The sequence below is a fragment of the Nocardioides psychrotolerans genome, from assembly GCF_900113685.1.
Classification (GTDB): Bacteria; Actinomycetota; Actinomycetes; order Propionibacteriales; family Nocardioidaceae; genus Nocardioides; species Nocardioides psychrotolerans.
On sequence record NZ_FOQG01000018.1, the window covers coordinates 1 to 19194 of the forward strand.

A 19194-nucleotide genomic window follows, 5' to 3' on the forward strand; every position below is an offset into this window, starting at 1 on the left:
AGGTCGGCCCAGTCGGCGCGGATGGTCATCTCCGCGATCCCGGTATGACCGATCGACCTCTCATCGAGGGTGACGTGGCGGTGTTCGAGGGCTTCGAGGGATGCTGCCTCGACCTCTTCGGCGTGCAGGAGGAGCATCGCTTCGTCGATGAGGCGGTCGAGGGTGATCAACCCGGCGGTGCCGGCGACGGGGGCGATGGCACGGTCGACGTGGGCGATGACGTCTCTGGGTGCGCCGAGGACGGCGCCCGCGATGCGCCGGGCCCGCCACACCGCGACCTTCCCGGCCACCACCTTGGCGTAGACCCTGGGCATGCGGTGGCGGATCACGAGGCAGTCACGCAGGAACGCCTTCCCGGCTGCGGTGGACATCGCGTTAGCTGTGGCGAAGGGGGCGGCGGCGGACCAGGTGATGGGGGGGATCCCGAACCACTGCACCTCATCGAGGTCACCGGTGACCGGGGACCCGTCGCCCATCGGCTCACCCGGGACATAGGAAGCTCGTGGTGCCTTCCAGGACTGGTCGCCGGGGGTCTCGGGGTGGGCGTGGGCCCACGCGATCGCGAGGTGGAACATCCGCAACCCGGCAGCGTTCTCTGCTGCCTTCGCGGCGCGGACCTGGTCGATGAGGTCAGTGGGTGTGGGCGCATCGTCGTCGACCTCGTGGGGGTCGATGATGGCGCCGGCTGTCATGCATCTAGTGCAGTCGAAGAGACGTTCGCTTGACAAGCGCAAGTGCACAGGGTTCCCAACTTGGGCTCGACTGATTGTTGCGAGGAACCTCGCGTCGAGGGCGCCGGCTAGAGCCTGCGGCACGAGGGTCGTGCGGGGCCGGGTGCTCACCTTGCAGCGGGCACCAGACCGGCCGTCGACACCAGGTCCGGGTCGTGGAGAGCAAGTCGAGACCTTCGTGTGAGAGCTCCGGTTCTCCATGCGCTGTTTGTCGGACCTCCTCGCCGAGCGTGGAGCATCCCACTACATCGGCATGCGCCCATAGGTTGGCGAGGCCGCTCAGGGCGACACCGGCGACGAGTCCCTTGCCGTCGTCGAGCACCTCGGCGCTCACGGCGTAGGCATCAGCGGCCACCAGCACCTCGACACGCTCTGCTGCCGATTGACGGCCCACGTGCCCCGAACGGAGGCTGGACGACATGGTCATGGAGGTTGCGGGCGATCCGCTCCCGATCCTCAAGCGTGGAGGTCAGATGACCGAGGACCTGGTCGCGAACCTGGAGCGAGACCCCCAGGAAGCTTTTCATGGCCGGGTGGTGAGGAGGGAAGCCGACCGACCTGCTGTCGCCCTCCATCTTGGGATCCATGCCGTCATGGATGAACTCGTCCAGACCCCGTTGCTGCCCAGCGCCCCGATGGCGCCGTACTGCACGCCGACCTTCTCGACGGCAGCCTCCTCGATCTGGTGCAGCGCGGCGGAGAGATCGAGACGCTCCACGGCCAGGCGGTTTGCCTCGAGAAGACGTCGCAGACGCGTTGGGACGTCGGGCACGTCGGGCACGTCGTGGTCTGATCAGATCGCGGATCGTCCTTCTCCGTGGACCGTCCGTGGAGAGGTCGTTGCATGCAGAGCACTGCGGGCCCTCAAGGATGCGAAGAGCTCTCTGACAGCCCGTTCCGCAGCAGCCGGGATGAGAGGCCTCGGACACCCGCGTAGCTCCAGTGCGCGCGACCCGCACGACCGAGGCCATGACCTGTCCGGGCGGCAGCACATCGGCGTGCTCGCCGACCCGGCGCTGGTGCAGGCGGCGGGCGACGACGGCCCGCTGGAGGGCGAGGCGAGCTCCCGCGAGCTGAGCCTCGTCTCCACGCTCCCGTGCCCCGTGCCCCCGCGCCCCCGCGCCCCGTGCCCCCGCGCCCCCGCGCCCCCAGTGCCGAAAGTCCCGTGCCGGGCCGACGACCGGCCCTGTCGAGACCCGCCGCCTTCCGCGACGGTGATGCTGGAGGCACCAGGGTCGCGATCCCGCGCATCCGAGTCGAGGCATCTCGGGCTCCCTCCCCAGCAGAGGGGCTCCGCCATGACGGCCGACGTCTGATGTCCGACCCGAGACCCGCACCGCGCACCGTGGCGTCCTACACCGAGCGACACCGCGGTTGGTCCTTGACCGGCACCGTCCTGGGGCTCCTCCTCGCCGGGTCCGTCCTGGGCGGCGGAGCCGGGCTGGCGGCAACCCACGTCATCTCGCTGGCGCTGGACCAGATCAGCTCATCACCATGACCCGTCCCGGAGGTGCCGAAGGACCCGACGATGAAGGGACTTCGCCCATGGGCGGCGAAGGTCGCCACGACGATGGTGGACCCATGGACACACCAGACGTACCCGCAGGCAGCATCGTCGTCGGCATCGACGGCTCACCCTGGTCGGACGACGCCCTCGACTGGGCCATCGAGCAGGCCGCCCTCGAGCAGCGCACGCTCACGATCGTGCACGCCATCATGGCGATGGGCACTCAGGCGGTGGGCCTGTACGGCTCGAGCGGACTCGACTACGGCCGACTCCTAAACGACGCACGCGCCGATGCGCAGGCACTGCTCTCCGCCGCTGCCGCCCACGCCCACGAGCGCGACCCGCACCTGCGGGTGCATGACGTCCTGAGCGTGTCCGACCCACGGACCGTCCTGCTCGCCCTGGGCGAGCACGCCGCGATGGTCGTCGTCGGCTCGCGTGGCCGCGGACCCGTCGCCAGCCTGCTGCTGGGCTCTGTCAGCGTCTCGGTCTCCAAGCACGCCCCGTGCCCGGTCGTCGTACGTCGCGGCCGCGAGGCGGTCCGGTCCGAGCAGCGGATCGTGGTCGGCGTGGACGGGACGGAGGTCTCGCTGCCCGCCATCGAGTTCGCCTACCGCATTGCCTCGTTCCGAGGGTGCGCCCTGAGCGTTCTCCACTGCTACTCGATCGCCCCCCCGGTGGCACCCGCCCGCGGGGGTGAGCTCCTGCCCGACCTCGAGGCGGACCGCGCCCTCGTCTCGGAGTCTCTCGCGGGGATGGCCGAGAAGTTCCCCGACGTCGAGGTGACCGTGCAGCTGGTCTCCGGCTTCGCCGACCAACAGCTCCTAGCTCCCGCCCCCGACGTCGACCTCGTCGTCATCGGGCGTCGCCGCACCAGCCTCCTCGCCGACCTCGTCCATGACTCCGTGGCTCCGGCTGTCCTCGAGCATGCCCTCGTCGCTGTCGCGGTGGTGCCCGCTCCCGCACTCGGCCCACAGCTCCCGACCGCGGTGTGAGGTGCGGCCAGCACGCCGCGTCGGACGTGCCTCGTGCGGCCGACGCCTGGCCGTGGTTCGTCCAGATAGGGCAGTGCAGGGGGAGTCTCTACAGCTACGACCGGCTCGATCACCTGCTCGTCGTGCGGTTCCAGGCGGACTTCGTCTCGACGTTCCCCGGGTTGCTCGCCTACAACGACGCCCGCCACCTCGTCAGGTGGAGGAGCCACCGGGCTTGACGCCGTTGCTCACGAGCGGCGACACCTCGGGGAGGGGTGTGGCGGGCAGTGCCGCAGCCGCCTTCTCGCGGGCGAGGAACGACCCCAGCTCGGCAATCGTGGTCATCAGTGGCGCCGGGAAGACGACGGTCGTGTTCTTGTCGACGCCGATGTCCACCAGGCTCTGGAGGTTGCGGAGCTGCAGTGCGAGCGGGTGGGCCATCATGATGTCCGAGGCATCGCCGAGCGCGGCTGCCGCGAGGGACTCGCCCTCGGCGTTGATGATCTTGGCCCGCTTCTCGCGCTCGGCCTCGGCCTGCCGGGCCATGGCGCGCTTCATCGTCTCGGGAAGCTGGATGTCCTTGAGCTCGACGAGCGTGACCTCGACCCCCCACACGATGGTGGTGACGTCGAGGATCTCGCGGATGTCGAGGTTGATCCGGTCTGTTTCGGAGAGCGTCTCGTCCAGCGTGTGCTGGCCCACGACCTTGCGCAGGGTGGTCTGGGCGATCTGGTCGATGGCCGAGTAGACGTTCTCGATGGCCACGACCGACTTCACGGTGTCGACCACCCGGAAGTAGGCGACGGCCGAGACGTCGACGCTCACGTTGTCGCGGGTGATGATCCCCTGCGACTGGATCGGCATGGTCACGATCCGCCGCGACACCCGATGCATGACGTCGACGAGCGGGATGATCGCGCGCAGTCCCGGGTCAAGGGGACCACGGACCCGGCCCAGCCGGAACACCACGCCCTGCTCGTACTGCTTGACGACCTTGATGGCCATGAGCAGCCCGAGGACGACGAGGGCGAGCAGGACGACGAGCGTGGTTGCGAGGGTGGTCATGGGTGGCTCCTGCCGAGTTGTCTGTGGTTCCAGCGCACCACGCCTCGTGTCCGGAGGTCAGGGTCAGAGGTCCCGGCACTCGAGCCGAACGACCCCCCGTCAGGTCAGGTCGCCCTGGGTGACTCGCGTCCTGCGGGCATGGAGGAAACCCTTGTGTGCCGCGTCCACCACGGGGATCGTCACGAAGGCCAGGAGGCAGAACAGCCACCCGGTGACCGAGGGCCACGCCCCACCGAGCAGGTCGGCGACCCACGGGATGCCGAGGAACCCGACGAGGAGCAACGCCTCGACGGCGACGGCGCCGACGACGAAGGGGTTGCGGCGAGGATCGACGCGCCACGCCGGCCGGGTCTCGCTGCGGCACGCGAACGCGTTGGCGATCTGGGCGACCGCGATGACCGCGAACGCCGTGCCCGAGGCGACCGAGAGCAGGCCGACCGACGCGTCCTCGCCGTAGGTCCAGCCGCCCATCATCAGGACCGTGATGAACGCGCCCATCGAGAGCAGCGCCTCGGTAGGCCCCAGCACCAGCAGCGCGCGTCGCATCAGTCGAGCATCGACGACGTCGGTCGTCCGCCGGGGTCCGCTCATGGTGCGCTCGTTGGCGGGCTCGGCACCCAACGCGAGAGCAGGCAGCATGTCGGTGCCGATGTCGAGTGCGAGGACCTGCAGCACACCGATGGCGAGCGGGATCTCGCTGCCCGTCAAGGCCCACAGGACGAAGGGGACGAGCTCGGCGACGTTGTCGGTGAGGTGGAAGGTCAGGAAGCGGCGGATGTTCGCGAAGGTGCCGCGGCCGAGCTGGATGGCCTTGGGGATGGTGGCGAAGCTGTCGTCGAGGAGCACGAGGTCGGCCGCCTCCCTGGCCACGTCGCTCCCGGACCTGCCCATCGCCACGCCGACGTCGGCTTCTCGCAGGGCGGCGGCGTCGTTGACCCCGTCGCCCGTCATCGCGACGACGTGGCCGTGGGTGCGCAGGGCGCGGGCGATGCGCAGCTTGTCCGCGGGGGTCACGCGGGCCACCACCGCGCCGTCCTGACGGTCCAGGAGCTCGGCGATCTCGAGGTCGGTGCCAGGGAGGTCGGCACCCTCGACCACGACACCTGTGGGCCCGAGGAGGCCCACCTCGCTGGCGACCGCAGCAGCGGTGGCCGCACTGTCTCCGGTGATCATCGCCAGCCTGATGCCAGCGCGATGACACAGCGCCACGGCGTCCGCGACCTCGGCACGCGGAGGGTCCTGAATGCCCAGGAGAGCGAGAATCTCGAGGCCACCCGCCATGGCTGCCGCGAGCGTCTCCTCGGGGTCGTCGGCGCTCGCGGGTGAGGTCGTGCGCGACCGCGCCACTGCGATGACCCGGCGGCCTCGGCCGGACATCTCGGCCAGCTGCGCCCACTCGGTCCTGTCCGGGGAGGTCCCTGAGCACAGATCCAGCAGCACCTCCGGCGCCCCCATGACGTAGGCGGTCCCGTCGAGGACGGCCGCACTGGACCTGGCAGCGGCGGTGAACGGTCGACGCGCCCGGGGGGTCGCCTGCTCGCCCACCGCGAGTCGACGGGCGAACGCGTCGAGGGCAGCGTCCATGGGATCGCCCTCGGCGACCCAGCGACCGTCACGCAAGGCGCTCCGTCCGGTCGTGCACGCGAGAGCGCCGGTCGCTGCGAGGGTTGCGAGGACCAGCACGTCGGGCTCTGCTGCCACGTGACCTGCTGGCTCGTAGCCAGTGCCGGTGGAGCGGAAGGTCCCCGCCGGGGTCCATCCCTCGACGACCGACATCTCGTTGCGCGTCAGGGTCCCGGTCTTGTCGGTGCAGATGAAGGTCGTCGCCCCGAGCGTCTCGACGGCCTCCAGGCGACGGACCAACGCATTCTGGTCGGCCATTCGCTGGGCGCCCCGGGCCAGCGAGAGGGTCACGGTGGGCAGCAGTCCCTCGGGGACGAGAGCAACCATGACCCCGACACCGAGCAGCAGGGCAGCGGTCACCCCGGACCCCAGGAGCAGGGACGCCCCGGACACCAGGACCCCCACTGCCACAGCGATGACCGCGACGACGATGACCAGCTTGTGCAGCTGCACCGACAGCGGGCTGGGCGGGCGTCGGGCCTGGTCGGTGAGGGCGGCGATGCCGGCCAACCTGGTGCTCGTGCCGATGGCGACCACGATTCCGGTGCCGTCGCCCTGGACCGCGAAGGTCCCCGCGAAGACGTCACCACCGGCCTCCCGTGGAGCGGGCACGCTCTCGCCGGTCAGCATGGACTCGTCCATGGTGAGCTCGTGGGCCTCGAGGACGCGCAGGTCGGCTCCGACCCGATCGCCGGCCTCGAGCAGGACGACGTCGTCGAGCACCAGGTCCGCCACCGGGACGCTGAGCGTCTCACCGTCCCGACGCACGCGAGTGGTCGCAGGCATCATCGCGTTGAGCTCGTCCGCGGCCCGGTCGGCCTTGTGCTCCTGCACGAAGGCGAACACCCCGTTGAGGAGCACGATCACGCCGATGGCGCCGGCCAGGGTCGCCATCCCTGCGAGGAGCGCCAGCAGGGCTGCGCCCCACAGCATGCCTGCGAAGAAGTGGGTGAGCTGAGCCAGCAGGAGGCGCCAGGCCGGCGTACGACGTGGGGGCGGCACGGCGTTCGCGCCGTCCCTCTCGTGACGCAGGAGCGCCTCCGAAGCCGACAGACCCGCAGCCGCCGAGGCCTGGGCCACCGTCACTGCGACGCCAACGTGGCGACCAGGACCGCCTTGATCGTGTGCATCCTGTTCTCCGCCTGGTCGAAGACGATGGAGGCCGGTGACTCGAAGACCTCGTCGGTGACCTCGAGGGCGCTCAGGCCGGTCTTCTGGAACAGCTCCTCACCGACCTCCGTCCCCCGGTCGTGGAAGGCCGGCAGGCAGTGCATGAACTTCACGTCGGGGTTGCCGGTGCGCCGGAGCAGGTCTGCCGTGACCTGGTAGGGCGTGAGGACCTCGATCCGGTCAGCCCAGGCCTCGACGGGCTCGCCCATCGACACCCAGACATCGGTGTAGACGAAGTCCACCTCGGCGGTGCCGGAGGCGATGTCGCTGGTGCAGGTGATCCTGGCGCCGGTCGTCGCTGCGACTCCGCGTGCGGAACTGATGACGTCCTCGGGGTTGCCGAGCGACGCGGGGGCCACCATTCGGACGTCCATGCCGAGCATGGCCCCGGCGACGAGCAGCGAGTTGGCGGTGTTGTCACGGGCGTCACCGACGAAGGCGAACGAGATCTCGTGGTCTGGCTTGCCCGCGTGCTCGCGCATGGTGAGCATGTCGCAGAGCGACTGGGTGGGATGCCACTTGTCGGTGAGCCCGTTCCACACCGGGACACCGGAGAAGGTGGCCAGCGTCTCGGCCGTGGTCTGGCTGAAGCCGCGGTACTCGATGCCGTCGTACATGCGACCGAGCACCCGGGCGGAGTCCTTGGCCGACTCCTTGTGGCCGATGTGAGAGCCGGAGGGGTCGAGGTAGGTCACGGAGGCACCCTGGTCGTGCGCTGCCACCTCGAAGGCACATCGAGTGCGCGTGGAGGCCTTCTCGAAGATCAGGGCGATGTTCGCGCCGACCAGGCGTTGCACCTCGGTCCGACCCCGCTTGGCCTGCTTGAGATCCGCCGCCGAGGTCAACAGGGACCGCCACTCGTCGGGGGTGAAGTCGAGCTCCTTGAGGAAGCTGCGCCCGTGCAACCCCATCACGAGACCGCCTCGCGCTCGATGGGACAGGTCATGCACCGCGGCCCTCCGCGGCCCCGGCCGAGCTCCTCACCGACCACTGGCACCACTGTGATGCCTTCGTCGGTGAGGTATCGGTTGGTCGTGACGTTGCGTTCGTAGCCGAGGATGACGCCAGGAGCGACCGCCAGGAAGTTGTTGCCGTCGTCCCACTGCTCACGCTCGGCACCCCTCTTGTCGATCGGGGTCCGCAGGATCCGGAGGTCGTCGAAACCGAGCGCTTCGGCCACGACCGACCAGAGCTCGAAGTTCTCCTCGATCTTGAAGGCACCGCCGTCACCGACCGCCCTCAGCGTGAAGGAGCGAAGCGCGCTGGGCAGGAACGGATACACGCAGAACGCGTCGCGGTCGATCATGGTCATCACGGTGTCCAGGTGCATGAACGCGCGCTCCTTCGGCAGCTCGACCACGATGACCGTGTCGACGGTGCCGGCCTTGAAGAGGCTACGGGCGAGGAGCTCGACACCTTGGGGGGTGGACCGCTCCCCCATGCCGATCATGACGGCACGGTTGCCGATGACGGTGATGTCACCGCCCTCGATGGTGGCGGTGTCGTGCGCCAGGGAGTCGTTGCCGTAGAGGAAGTTCACCTCGGTCGCCGTGAACATCGGATGGAAGTTGTAGACGACCCGCGAGTTGATGGTCTCGCGCTGTCGGGCCGGCTTGGCCATCGGGTTCACCGACACGCCGTCGTACACCCAGGCCGAGTTGTCGCGCTGGAAGAGGTGATTCGGCAGCGGGCGCAGCAGGAAGTCGTCCGGGGCGAGGTACTCCATCAGCAGGCTCGGTGCACTGAGCAGCGACGCGACGTCGCTCTTCAGCAGCCCGCCGATCAGCAACTCGGCCAGCAGCGGGGCATCCGTGGACTCAACGAGCTCGTCCAGCGGCTCGTCCAGCGCCGGACCGAACCTGGTGGCGGTGGCGAGCCGGTCCTGGAGGAACTCGCGCGCTCCGGGCTGGTCGAGGGCCTCGGCCAGGAGCGTGGCGAACTCGTGCACCACGACACCTCGGGCCTCGAGCTGGACCACGAACGCGTCGTGCTCCTGCCGGGCGCGGTCGGCCCACATGACGTCGTCGAAGAGGAGCTCCTCGACGTTGGCGGGGGTGAGCCGGCTCAGCTCGAGGCCGGGTCGGTGGACGATCGCCTGCTTGAGCAGTCCGACCTCGGAGTCGACGTGGAAGCTCACCGGTACTCCCCCACGGGCTCGGCCTGCGTCATCGAGCCGCGCATCCGCAGGTAGACCGGGATGCCGAGAACGGATGCACCGCCGGCCATGAGGAACGGCCCCCACACGACGTACCAGGAGCTGCCGGTGTTGCGCGAGTAGTAGATGAAGGCGATCGAGACAGCGAGCGAGACTACTGCGACCGCGAGGTCGAGGTAGAAGCGCGGGGTGTGGCCACGCTGGTGGTCGTGCCAGCGCCAGCTGATCTGGGCGAGCGCCGAGAACGCGTAAGGGATGGCCGAGGTGATCCCGGTCATCAGGACCAGCGTCGTGAACACGGTCGCACCGCTGGTCCCGAGGTAGCTCAGGACGACGGCGAGGGACGCCAGGATGGTCGAGGAGATGATGCCGAAGGCGGGCACGCCTCGCGTCGACAGCTGACCGAACCTCTGCGGGAAGAGCCCGTCCTTGGCCGCGGCCAGGGGCATCTCCGCCACGATCATGGTCCATCCGTTCAGGGCTCCGATGCCGGAGACGATCACCGCGAGGGCGACCAGCGTGCCGGCCCAGGATCCGCTGCCGACGATCGCGTCCGCGGCCGCCGAGTAAGACGCCTTGTTGCCGTCGAGCGCCAGGGCGCTGGCCGGCAGGATGCCGAAGACGGCGACCAGGGACAGCATGTAGACCACACCGCTCGCGAGCGTCCCGTAGATCGTGGAGCGACCGACGTTGCGACGGGGGTCGCGCACCTTGGCGGCGGCGACCGACGCCGTCTCGACACCCAGGTAGCTGAAGAGGCAGATCGCCATCGCCCCGCCGATGGCGGAGATGTTGCTGTCGCCGCTGGTGTTCCAGGGCGTGAAGTTCGCGGTGGAGATGAAGAACAGCCCGACCGTCGACATCAGGGCCAACGGGATGAACTTGAGGACCGTGGTCCAGACCTGGAAGACGCCCATGTTGCGGATGCCGGTGAGGTTGACGGCGGCGGGGATCCACAGGCCGACCAGCGCGATCAGGATCGACCAGCCGACGGCGCTGCCCTTGTTGACGAAGGTCTCCACGTAGTACACCCAGCCCACCGCGATGGCGGCGTTCCCCGCCCAGGCGGTGATCCAGTAGGACCAGGCGTTGCTGAAGCCCAGGCCGTTGCCGAACGCGGCACGGGCGTAGGCGTAAGGGCCACCGTCTGCGGGGAGCCGACGCGACATCACCGCGAACATCACGGCGAGAGCGATGGCGCCCGCCGTCGCTATGCCCATGGCCACCAAGCTGATCGGTCCGTAGGACGCGATGGCATACGGGAGGCTGAAGATGCCGACCCCGATGATGCTGCCCATGACCAGCGCCGTCGACTGCGGCAGCCTCAAATGCTCCGTCTCATCGACCGACGTGGTCGCCTGGCCATCCTGCACGTGCGTCATGACGCCTCCTCCGGCGAAGGCGGGTGCTCCGTCCAACCTCACGGGACCACGCTCGCGGCCACGCGGGTCAGGGCCGAAGGTCACATCTGTCGACGTGTTGGTCCCACACCCCGATCCCGGACCTGCGGCGACACCATCGCCCTCACCGAGGACAACGAGCTCACCATCGCGTTGAAGTCGCTCGGCGCGTTGGTGGTCTCGCCCGCGCAGTGCACGGTCGTCACCGAGCTGATGCCCGGCTGGGGCTCCCTGTGGGCCCAACGCCTGCGCTGGCAGCGGGGTGCACTCGAGAACCACGGCACTGACGGGACGACACCGCAGACCTTCCGCCACTGGGCCCAGCAGCGCGGCATCGGCTACGGCGTCGTCGCGCTGGGCGCCTACCTGCTGCTCGTGCTCGTCATGGCCTTGTCGCTGGACAGGTGGGTCTGGTTCCCGTTCTGGTTCGGGGTCGGCTTGCTGTTCATGATCGAGCGGGTCCTGACCGTCTGGCGAGGGGGCTGGCGAGCGCGCCTTCTGGGCGCGACGCTGTTCCCTGAGCTGCTCTTCTCCGCGTTTCTCTGCACCGTCCACACCAGGGGGATCGTGGACATCTGGCTCGGACGAGAGGCCAGCCGGAGACACGCCCCGACACCGGTGGCCGAGCCGCTCGACCGGCCCGGCGCACCATGACGCCGTGGGGGATCTTGTTCCCGTCCTCGCTCCTGCGCTCCGACCTCTTCGGTGTGCTCGCGGCGTTCGTCGCCATCAACACGATGATGTACGCCGCCCTGGCCATCGCCAAGATGCTCCCGAAGCTGTACGTCGCCGACTGGTTCTCCCACAGGAATCGGGCTCCTTCAACCTGAGGTGCGTGTGAGTGAGTCCGTCGCCGATCAGCAGCATGCGCATCGATCGGGAATTCGCTGACGTGGTGCCAGACGTGCTCATCGACTCCAAGGCGCGTCACACCGGCGAACCGGGTCTCGTTCTCGGTCATGGTCTGCAGCAACGGTCGGATCGAGGTCCAGCCCGTGCTCCACGTCGTGCCGAGCTGGCGGGCGATCCCGGCGACCGAGCCGTGCTCGCGGCGGATCTGATTGATCGCCCACCAGCATGCCCGGTCGTGAGCAGCGCCCGCGGCTTGGCAACCTCGGGGTCTTGCTCGGTGAACGTCCCGACCGGACAGGACGGCTCGGCACAGCGCCAAGTCCGTTTCCGCCAGATCAGGTTGGCGGGCCGGTCAAAGCACGGGGCGTCGACCAGGCGAGCATCCCCGTCGCCCGTGGCTTTGCGCGACGACGCCGCATGTGCGGCATGCCATCACCGACGGCGGCGACTCGACCGACACTGTCAGTGCTCCGGTGTCCTGATCGCAATGAGCGTCGGTGACACGAAGGCCTTTGAGGCCGAGGAGCACGTCGCAGCGAGAGCATTGAGAAAGCCCGGTGGAATCCTGACCGGAAGGTCTCACGCCTTCTCGTCGACCAATGCATCCCGAAGTAGCTCCCGAGCCGCGGCGTAGCGGCTGCGTGCGGTGGACGGGTTCAAGCCGAGAATCTCAGCCGCTTCCACGATCGTGAACCCATCCCAGTGAATGAGCATCACCAACTCACGTTGGGCCTGGTGTAGTCGTAACACCGCATCACGCACCGCATAGGCGTTCTCCGGGGCCGGCGTGCTCGCCGCAGCATGATGGCGAAGTCTCTCCGTCAGCTCCAACCGTCGCGAGGCGGTTCGCCGATAGTTGCTGAGGGTGTGCGCTGCGATCACGAACAACCACATTCGCTGGCGCTCGGAGGCCTCCGGCATCTTTTGGATCTTCTTCCAAGCCGTCAGCATGACTTCGCCGTAGAGGTCAGCCGCATCCTCAGGCGACGTCACTCGACGGACGAAGTAGGCGAGCAGATCGCTTGAAGCTTCACGAAGCGCGGTGCGCGCCGTGGCCCGGTCCACGGCAGTCACCGATCGTCGCCATCACACGCGCTAGCCATCGACAGACTCACGGCCGTCACGGGAAGGTGCTGCTCGACGAGTTCAGCGTCGACGCGCCGCCCGACCTCTTCGTAGACGGCGTTCACCTCATGCTCATCGACCGTCATCGCTGGACCCGTCTCCGAGTCCACCGTCGAACGCGGAGACACCGCCCGCGTTGCCTGAGCGACGCTCAGTGTCGAAAGATCAAAGTCCTTCAGGTACTTCTCGGCAGCAGCCTTTGCCCGCGCCCTCACGGCATCGCTGACGGGAGCGGCCGGAACGTCCAGCTCCTTCACGCCGAACGTCAGGGTGCACCGAGCGTCCGTCGAGGTGGTCACGACACCGTGTAACGGCGCCGACTCAAACCACGGAACGAGCCCGGCTGCAGCTGCGGCGCCCCCGGCACCGAGTGCTCCCAGCGCGACCACGCTGCCGATCACCACGCTCCTGCTACGAAGCTTCCGCCGCGGCACGGCAGAGCCCTCGGCTTGTGCGATGACGCGGACGAACTCAGCATCGAGTTCCAGTGACCGAGCGGGAACGGGGGGCGAAGACAGCGCAAGCTGCTCGTCGAACGAAGACATCTCTACTCCTCAGGCTTGTGATCCGTTGCCCAGTACATGTACCGAGCGGGCCTGTTCGTCCATCGCCCCTCGAATCTTGCACCCAGAAGCGGACCGCGACGCCCCCTCTCCACGCCTTGATGTGCCCCGGGTTCCGTGGAGTCGGGGCACATCAGAGTGTCAACCAAACCTGGGGCAGTCCCCTCCCCTGCTGAGGTGTCGTCCTACCCCGGGTTCATCTCAGGACTGCGGCGCAGAGTTGACGCTCTGTTGCTGCCCAGCTCGGTGCAACCGCTACGTTCAGCACAGGTCCCATCTCTCGCCAGGGATCGCACCCGACGTCAGGAAGGCAGATGAGCACAGAACGCACCGGCGCCGCCGAGACCCCCTCAGACGGCCGGTTGCTCATCCACCGCGCCAGTGAGCTCCTGGGCGTGCCGGCTCCGACGCTGCGTTCGTGGGAACGTCGCTATGCCATGCCCCCCACCCTCAGGACCGCGGGCGGGCACCGGCGCTACGACGCCGCTGCACTCGTCCAGCTCGGTCTGATGCGCGACGAGATCGCTGGCGGGCGCACCCCGCAGGATGCTGCACGACGCGTCCGGATCCTCGTCGACGAGCTGAACCCAGCTCGAGCCTCGATTACGACGATCATGGCTGCGGCAGCAGCAAGGGACGGCGCCACGGTCCGCCACGTCCTCGACCAGGCTCTCGATGAGCGCGGATTGGGAGCGACCATCGACGAGGTGGTGATGCCGCTCATGCGACTGGTGGGTGTGTGGTGGGAGACGGGTCGCTGCGACGTCGGACAAGAACACTGGACCACCGCCATCGTGAGGTCTTGGCTCGCCAAGATCACTGTCCTGGCCCCGCCACCAACATCTCAGGGCCACGTGCTCCTAGCGGTCGGCCCCTACGACCGGCACACGCTCAGCATCGACGCATTCGCAGCCCTCCTGGCTGACCGAGGCACGGCGTCACGGACATTGGGGAGCCGCACCCCCGCCGACGTCATCGTCACCGCACTGCAGGAACCATCCGCCGCGGGGGTCGTGCTCGTCTGCCAGCTCGCGACACGCAGACGCCCAGCCGTGGAGTCGTTGCTCGCGGCAGCCGAGACCGGGCTCCCGGTCTTCTACGCCGGCACCGCGTTCCTGGTCTCCTCTGCACGCCACGGAGTTCCCGGCACCTACCTCGGCGAGAACCTCACCCACGCCGCCGCGCTGGTCCGTGCCCAGATGCCGGAGGCCGTGACCCCAGAGGTGGCCGCCGAGGTGTGACAGGTGCGCCGGTAGCCAGCGTGGTCGCGGCGGCAGCCACAACGCTGATGCTCAGCGTCAGCTGACCTCTGCCACTCCCGAGGCGGCACCGGGCCTGAACTCGAAGTCGACGGGATGAGGAGTCACGACCCGGCCTAGTGTGGACGCTGCTCAAGGATCGCGAGGTCGCGCTCGGCGTACGTCCGGTGCCACCATTCCTCGTTGAGCACGATCGACAGGCACTCCTTCACGGGGAAGGGGCGGGGCGGGGGCCAGCCGGCGTCGTCCGGCGGGGTGGTCTCGGCGGCGAGCGTCTCCTCGGTGAGCCCCTCGACCACGCGGCGTACGTCGGCCTGCCGAGTGCGGCGCAGCTCCAGGACCTCCTCCAGGGACGGCAGGGCCGCGCGGTCGCGCGGGAAGCCCTTGCCCTCGGGTGCCTCGTCCCAGGGCAGGTCGAGCGGGTGCCATGGGGCCGAGTCGCCGCCGATCGTGCGGTGGACCCACGAGGCGGTCGCGAACGAGAGGTGCCGCAGCGTCTCGATGAACGACCACTCCCCGTCGACCTGCTCGTGCAGCTGCGCCGGCTCAAGGCTTCGGGCCCGCTCGACGGTGCCGTCCCAGAGCTTCTCGAGCAGGTCCCAGGCCTCGCGGAAGCCGGCGGGGTCGTCGGGGTGCATCTTGGCCAGGTCGGGCTCGCGGCGTGCCACCTCCGCGTCGACGTATGCCGTCACGTCGACGCCGTTGATCCGCAGTCCCCTGACTTCGCCGCTGATGTCGACGTCCCAGAGCTCGACGCCGGTCATCTTCACGTGGTGCAGGTCGGTGCCACGGATCGTGACATTGCTGAGCGAGGCGGCTCGGAACGTCGACCCGCTGAGGTCGGTCCAGTCGAAGGTCGAGCCACTCAGGTCCTCCTCGCCGAACTCAGCCATGCCACAGCGCCGGATCTTCCGCCACCGGCCACCGGCCGGGCGGCAGGTCCTCGCCCACGCGGGAGTCGGAGTCGTCGACGGCGGCGTTGGTCGCGTTCAGTGTGGTCATGGGTCCAACCCTAGAACCAGTTCCGGACGATACGGCTCCGGAACCTGCTCGCCTCTGCCGGCGGGTCGGATGCTCGGTGCAGCAACTCAACACACTGGATCCATCACGCCGACGAATGCGCGATCGGTCAGGTCCAGCTCCATGTCATCACCTCACGAGGCAAGAGATCAGCGCCGGATCTGCATGACGATGGCCTTGGGCTCGGTGAAGAACTCGCGGCTGAAGTTGCCGCCCTCGCGTCCAACGCCGGAGTCACCGACCCCACCGAACGGCGTGCGCAGGTCCCGGATGAAGAAGCAGTTCACCCACACCGTGCCGGCTCGGAGCCGGGAAGCAACCCGATGAGCCCGTGAGAGGTTCTCGGTAAAGAGCATGGCGTTCAACCCGTAGCGGGTGTCGTTGGCGAGGCTGACGACCTCATCCTCGGACTCGAACCGGTTGACGACACACACCGGCCCGAAGATCTCGTCGCAGTACGCCGATGCGGTGAGCGGCAGGTCGGTGACGATGGTCGGTCGGACCAGCCAGCGGCCCTCGGTGTCGACTCCCCCGGTGAGGATCTTCCCTCCCTCCAGACCAACGCCTTCGACGTACGACGCCACCTTCTCGAAGTGCTTCTTGCTGGCGAGGCTGGAAAACCGGGTCTTCGGGTCGAAGGGGTCGCCGATGGTCAGCGCCTCCGCGGCTGCCACGAAGCGGTCCATGAACTCGTCGTACACGGCAGAGGCGACGAAGAGCCGTGAGCCTGCCAGGCAGATCTGCCCGGAGTTGCGGAAGATCGCTTCGACGGCCCAGTGAACGGCGTTGTCGAGATCGGCGTCCTCGAAGACGATGTTCGCGCCCTTCCCGCCGAGCTCCAAGGAGACCGGCGCGAGGTGGCTGGAGGCCGAGGCCATTACGGTCTTGCCCGTGGTCGAGGAGCCGGTGAAGGTCACCCGGTCCACCCGGTCGTCGGCCGTCAGCGAAGCGCCGGCGGGTGAGCCGTGGCCGTTGAGGACATTGAGCACGCCGGGCGGAAAGCCTGCTTCGGTCGCGAGCCTGCCCAGCAGGGTGACCGACGCAGGGGTGTCCTCGGATGGCTTGATGATGCAGGTGTTGCCCCAGGCGATGGCAGGGGCGATCTTCCAGGTCGCCATCATCAGTGGGAAATTCCATGGGCTGATAGCGGCCACGACGCCGGCCGGTCCGTACTCGCTGTAGGAGTGGTGGCCCGAGTCCATCGGGTAGACCTCGCCGCAGTGGTCGCGCTGGTGGTCGGCGAAGAAGCGGAAGTTCCAGATCGAGCGGGCAACGTCGTGCTGGGCTTGGGCGAATGGCTTGGCCATGTTGGTCGTGTCCAGCGTCGCCAAGTCATCTGCGCGCTCATCCATGAGGTCCGCAAGTCGGTGGATCGCTGCCGCCCGCTCGGCGCGCGCCATCCGTGGCCACGGCCCCTCGTCGAAGGCGCGGCGCGAGCTCGCGACGGCGAGGGCGGCATCGTCGGGCCCGCCCTCGGCGGCCTCGGCCCACACTTCCTGGGTCCAGGGGTTCCACACCTCGAACCTGGCCCCGTCGACCGAGGGCACCTCTTCGCCATCGATGATGTGCCCGAAGAAGTTCAGGTCGCTCATGTGGTGCCTTCTTCGCGCATCGTTCTCTCGGCGATCGTCACGTCTCCAGCAGCCCAGTGGGTCGGAGGGACTTCTCTGATGACCACACGGATGTTCCCCATGGGCGCGTCGACCGCGGCGGAGGCTGCCTGGGTGAGTCCGCTGATCAGGGCTCGCAACTGTTCGGGGCTGCGGCCCTCCACGAGCGTCACTTCGATGAATGGCATGACCTCAGGCCTTTCCGCCGTTGAGGAACACCGAACCCAGATGGGTGAAGTGCATCGCGATCGAGGCCCCAGGAGGCGCGAAGACTGCGTCGGTCATCCCGCCGGTCAGGACGATCCAGCCCGACTCGACCGCGTGGCCGCGCCTGGCCAGGTCATTGGCCGCCAGCGCGAGCGCCTCGCCAGGGTGGCCCTGTACGGCGGCGCCGGTGGCGGAGTCGACGACCACGCCGTTGACCTCGACCAGCACCGCTTCGAGGCTCAGATCGAGTTGTGCGGGGGGTAGTCCGATCGGCCCCGTGACGAAGGCGCCAGATGAGGCATTGTCGGCCGCGACGTCGCCGGCAGTGAATCGGAAGTTCTGGTAGCGGCTGTCGATGATCTCCGCGCCGCCCCATACCGACTCGACGGCGGCCATGGCCGTGGCACAGCTGACCCCGGGGCCTTCGAGCTTCTTGCCCATCACGAACACGATCTCCGGTTCGACCCGCGGGTGGATCAACCTCGACTGGGGCACCGGGTCGCCCACCGGAAGGATCATCGCGTCCGTCAGCCAGGCGACGAACGGGAAGTCCACGCCCATGCGCACCTGCTTCGCACGACTGGTCAGGCCGAGCTTGACTCCAACCAGCCTTTCGCCGCGCTCCAGGCGATGGCGCAGGTTGAGGTCCTGGATCGCGTAGCCGGTGTCGAGGTCCAGCTCGGGCCACTCATCGGTGAAGGCGGGCCTCTCGATCCGCGCGTCCTCGCACCGGAGCAGTTCTGCAGCGACCGTCTCGATGTCCCAGCCGCCCTTCGGTGCCGGGGCCGCGCCCACGGTCGCCATCAGCGCGCCCCCGCAGCAGCCAGGTTGCCGAGTGATCGTGTCTCGGCGAGTTCGAGGGCGATGTCAATGATCATGTCCTCCTGGCCCCCGACGTAGCCGTATTCGCCGACCTTCTGCAGGATCTCGTGGGCGGGCACGCCGTAGCGCTCCGCAGCCCGCTCGGCGTGCAGCAGGAACGATGAGTAGACCCCGGCGTACCCCTGGGTGATCGAGGACCGGTCCATCCAGGGCAGCCGTGGGATGAAGGGGCGCACCACCTCCTCGGCTGCCGAGAGCACCTCACCAAGATCGATGCCGGTGCGGATGCCCATCCGCTGGAAGGTGGCCGCGAGCACCTCGGTCGGGGAGTTTCCCGCACCCGCTCCGAGAGCGCACAACGCACCGTCGATCTGTTTCGCGCCTGCCTGATAGGCCAGCACGGAGTTGGCAATGCCCAGGCTGAGGTTCTGGTGGCCGTGGAACCCAACCTGGGCGCCGTCGCCTCCGATTTCATCGATGAGGGCCTGCACCCGCTCCTGGGCGTCGACGAGCACCAGCGCACCGGCCGAGTCGACGACGTACACGCACTGCGCGCCAGCGTCGACCATGGTCCTGGCGTTGCGCGCCAGCAGCTCCGGGGACGCACGGTGCGCGAGCATCAGGAAGCCGACGGTCTCCATGCCCAGTGCCCGGGCCTCCTCGAAGTGCTGGAGCGACACATCGGCCTCGGTGCAGTGGGTGGCAATCCGGGCCACCGAGGCGCCCACCGCGTGGGCCCGCTTGAGGTGCTTGACCGTGGCCAGCCCGGGGAGCATCAGGACCGCGATCTTCGCCTGCGTCGCCTCGTCCACCGCAGCCGCGATGAGGTCGAACTCATCCACCTTGCTGAATCCGTAGTTGAAGCTCGAGCCACCAAGCCCGTCCCCGTGGCTCACCTCGATCACCTGCACTCCAGCGCGGTCCAGCGCGGAGACCACGCCACGCACCTGCTCCTCGGTGAACTGGTGGCTCATCGCGTGAGAGCCGTCTCGCAGCGTGGAGTCGGTGATGCGCAGATCGCACTCGCCGCCGGCCGCCACCTGGTTCTCGAGGACCTCGGTCTCGGTCACCTCTCGACCCACGACAGGAATATCGTCGGGTCGGATCGTCA

The 19194-nt window shown here is 68.5% G+C and carries 18 protein-coding genes and 1 pseudogene; 5 read left to right on the forward strand and 14 right to left on the reverse strand.

Annotated features, from left to right (window positions below):
• Nucleotides 1-692, reverse strand: a pseudogene (locus BM204_RS18030) (hypothetical protein); the annotation flags it as partial.
• A 562-nt stretch (nucleotides 693-1254) separates the two neighbouring features.
• Complete coding sequence (locus BM204_RS22330) at nucleotides 1255-1512, reverse strand: hypothetical protein (RefSeq protein WP_143099826.1); 258 nt, start codon at nucleotides 1510-1512, stop codon at nucleotides 1255-1257.
• A gap of 534 nt (nucleotides 1513-2046) precedes the next feature.
• Here BM204_RS22330 and BM204_RS18040 point away from each other — a divergent pair.
• Nucleotides 2047-2229, forward strand: coding sequence for a hypothetical protein (locus BM204_RS18040; RefSeq protein ID WP_091116291.1), 183 nt, complete (start codon nucleotides 2047-2049; stop codon nucleotides 2227-2229).
• 83 nt (nucleotides 2230-2312) lie between these two features.
• Entirely contained in the window at nucleotides 2313-3233 is a 921-nt protein-coding gene (locus BM204_RS18045; RefSeq protein ID WP_170259241.1) for a universal stress protein, read from the forward strand.
• 192 nt (nucleotides 3234-3425) lie between these two features.
• Here BM204_RS18045 and BM204_RS18055 read toward each other — a convergent pair whose 3' ends face one another.
• The 5 genes from BM204_RS18055 to BM204_RS18075 form a co-directional block, all read right to left on the reverse strand.
• Nucleotides 3426-4277, reverse strand: a complete 852-nt coding sequence (locus BM204_RS18055; protein WP_091116298.1) for a slipin family protein — start codon at nucleotides 4275-4277, stop codon at nucleotides 3426-3428.
• Between the two features lie 99 nt (nucleotides 4278-4376).
• Complete coding sequence (locus BM204_RS18060) at nucleotides 4377-6986, reverse strand: cation-translocating P-type ATPase (RefSeq protein ID WP_091116299.1); 2610 nt, start codon at nucleotides 6984-6986, stop codon at nucleotides 4377-4379.
• Nucleotides 6983-7981, reverse strand: a complete 999-nt coding sequence (argF, locus tag BM204_RS18065; protein ID WP_091116301.1) for an ornithine carbamoyltransferase — start codon at nucleotides 7979-7981, stop codon at nucleotides 6983-6985. The genes BM204_RS18060 and argF overlap by 4 nt, the downstream gene beginning before the upstream one ends.
• A complete protein-coding gene (locus tag BM204_RS18070; protein WP_091116304.1) occupies nucleotides 7981-9207 on the reverse strand; it encodes an arginine deiminase in 1227 nt (408 codons plus the stop codon). Before BM204_RS18070 ends, argF begins: the two co-directional genes overlap by 1 nt.
• Entirely contained in the window at nucleotides 9204-10607 is a 1404-nt protein-coding gene (locus BM204_RS18075) for an amino acid permease (protein ID WP_091116306.1), read from the reverse strand. Before BM204_RS18075 ends, BM204_RS18070 begins: the two co-directional genes overlap by 4 nt.
• A 171-nt stretch (nucleotides 10608-10778) precedes the next feature.
• On the opposite strand from BM204_RS18075, the gene BM204_RS18080 reads away from it, so the two are divergent.
• Both BM204_RS18080 and BM204_RS22800 read left to right on the forward strand, forming a co-directional pair.
• Nucleotides 10779-11279 carry a glycosyltransferase family 2 protein gene (locus BM204_RS18080; protein ID WP_174813035.1) on the forward strand — a complete coding sequence of 167 codons (501 nt, stop codon included), beginning with the start codon at nucleotides 10779-10781 and terminating at the stop codon, nucleotides 11277-11279.
• Nucleotides 11276-11455 carry a hypothetical protein gene (locus BM204_RS22800; RefSeq protein ID WP_170259236.1) on the forward strand — a complete coding sequence of 60 codons (180 nt, stop codon included), beginning with the start codon at nucleotides 11276-11278 and terminating at the stop codon, nucleotides 11453-11455. The genes BM204_RS18080 and BM204_RS22800 overlap by 4 nt, the downstream gene beginning before the upstream one ends.
• Before the next feature lie 601 nt (nucleotides 11456-12056).
• Here the strand turns inward: BM204_RS22800 and BM204_RS18090 are convergent.
• Nucleotides 12057-12551, reverse strand: coding sequence for an RNA polymerase sigma factor (locus tag BM204_RS18090; protein ID WP_091116308.1), 495 nt, complete (start codon nucleotides 12549-12551; stop codon nucleotides 12057-12059).
• Complete coding sequence (locus BM204_RS18095) at nucleotides 12548-13147, reverse strand: hypothetical protein (RefSeq protein WP_091116311.1); 600 nt, start codon at nucleotides 13145-13147, stop codon at nucleotides 12548-12550. Before BM204_RS18095 ends, BM204_RS18090 begins: the two co-directional genes overlap by 4 nt.
• Nucleotides 13148-13479: 332 nt before the next feature.
• Here BM204_RS18095 and BM204_RS18100 point away from each other — a divergent pair, with 332 nt between their 5' ends.
• The gene (locus BM204_RS18100) at nucleotides 13480-14406 is read left to right on the forward strand and encodes a MerR family transcriptional regulator (RefSeq protein ID WP_091116313.1); all 927 of its coding nucleotides are present in this window, start codon (nucleotides 13480-13482) and stop codon (nucleotides 14404-14406) included.
• A gap of 134 nt (nucleotides 14407-14540) precedes the next feature.
• Here BM204_RS18100 and BM204_RS18105 read toward each other — a convergent pair whose 3' ends face one another.
• From BM204_RS18105 to dmpG, 5 genes are all read right to left on the reverse strand, one after another.
• Complete coding sequence (locus tag BM204_RS18105; RefSeq protein WP_091116316.1) at nucleotides 14541-15317, reverse strand: DinB family protein; 777 nt, start codon at nucleotides 15315-15317, stop codon at nucleotides 14541-14543.
• A gap of 276 nt (nucleotides 15318-15593) precedes the next feature.
• Nucleotides 15594-17036 (reverse strand): aldehyde dehydrogenase, encoded by a 1443-nt coding sequence (locus BM204_RS18110; protein ID WP_174813034.1) that lies wholly within the window; start codon nucleotides 17034-17036, stop codon nucleotides 15594-15596.
• The gene (locus BM204_RS18115) at nucleotides 17033-17242 is read right to left on the reverse strand and encodes a tautomerase family protein (RefSeq protein ID WP_091116319.1); all 210 of its coding nucleotides are present in this window, start codon (nucleotides 17240-17242) and stop codon (nucleotides 17033-17035) included. Before BM204_RS18115 ends, BM204_RS18110 begins: the two co-directional genes overlap by 4 nt.
• A 4-nt stretch (nucleotides 17243-17246) precedes the next feature.
• Nucleotides 17247-18065 carry a 2-keto-4-pentenoate hydratase gene (locus BM204_RS18120; RefSeq protein ID WP_091116321.1) on the reverse strand — a complete coding sequence of 273 codons (819 nt, stop codon included), beginning with the start codon at nucleotides 18063-18065 and terminating at the stop codon, nucleotides 17247-17249.
• Entirely contained in the window at nucleotides 18065-19153 is a 1089-nt protein-coding gene (gene dmpG, locus BM204_RS18125) for a 4-hydroxy-2-oxovalerate aldolase (protein ID WP_246166421.1), read from the reverse strand. The genes BM204_RS18120 and dmpG overlap by 1 nt, the downstream gene beginning before the upstream one ends.
• Nucleotides 19154-19194 lie beyond the last annotated feature (41 nt).

What these genes read in the sequence shown, in the direction of transcription:
- BM204_RS18040 (WP_091116291.1), top strand. Translation starts at nt 2,047, where the DNA reads ATGTCCGACCCGAGACCCGCACCGCGCACCGTGGCGTCCTACACCGAG.
- BM204_RS18045 (WP_170259241.1), top strand. Translation starts at nt 2,313, where the DNA reads ATGGACACACCAGACGTACCCGCAGGCAGCATCGTCGTCGGCATCGAC.
- BM204_RS18055 (WP_091116298.1), bottom strand. Translation starts at nt 4,277, where the DNA reads ATGACCACCCTCGCAACCACGCTCGTCGTCCTGCTCGCCCTCGTCGTC.
- argF (WP_091116301.1), bottom strand. Translation starts at nt 7,981, where the DNA reads ATGGGGTTGCACGGGCGCAGCTTCCTCAAGGAGCTCGACTTCACCCCC.
- BM204_RS18075 (WP_091116306.1), bottom strand. Translation starts at nt 10,607, where the DNA reads ATGACGCACGTGCAGGATGGCCAGGCGACCACGTCGGTCGATGAGACG.
- BM204_RS22800 (WP_170259236.1), top strand. Translation starts at nt 11,276, where the DNA reads ATGACGCCGTGGGGGATCTTGTTCCCGTCCTCGCTCCTGCGCTCCGAC.
- BM204_RS18095 (WP_091116311.1), bottom strand. Translation starts at nt 13,147, where the DNA reads ATGTCTTCGTTCGACGAGCAGCTTGCGCTGTCTTCGCCCCCCGTTCCC.
- BM204_RS18100 (WP_091116313.1), top strand. Translation starts at nt 13,480, where the DNA reads ATGAGCACAGAACGCACCGGCGCCGCCGAGACCCCCTCAGACGGCCGG.
- BM204_RS18105 (WP_091116316.1), bottom strand. Translation starts at nt 15,317, where the DNA reads ATGGCTGAGTTCGGCGAGGAGGACCTGAGTGGCTCGACCTTCGACTGG.
- BM204_RS18110 (WP_174813034.1), bottom strand. Translation starts at nt 17,036, where the DNA reads ATGAGCGACCTGAACTTCTTCGGGCACATCATCGATGGCGAAGAGGTG.
- BM204_RS18115 (WP_091116319.1), bottom strand. Translation starts at nt 17,242, where the DNA reads ATGCCATTCATCGAAGTGACGCTCGTGGAGGGCCGCAGCCCCGAACAG.
- BM204_RS18120 (WP_091116321.1), bottom strand. Translation starts at nt 18,065, where the DNA reads ATGGCGACCGTGGGCGCGGCCCCGGCACCGAAGGGCGGCTGGGACATC.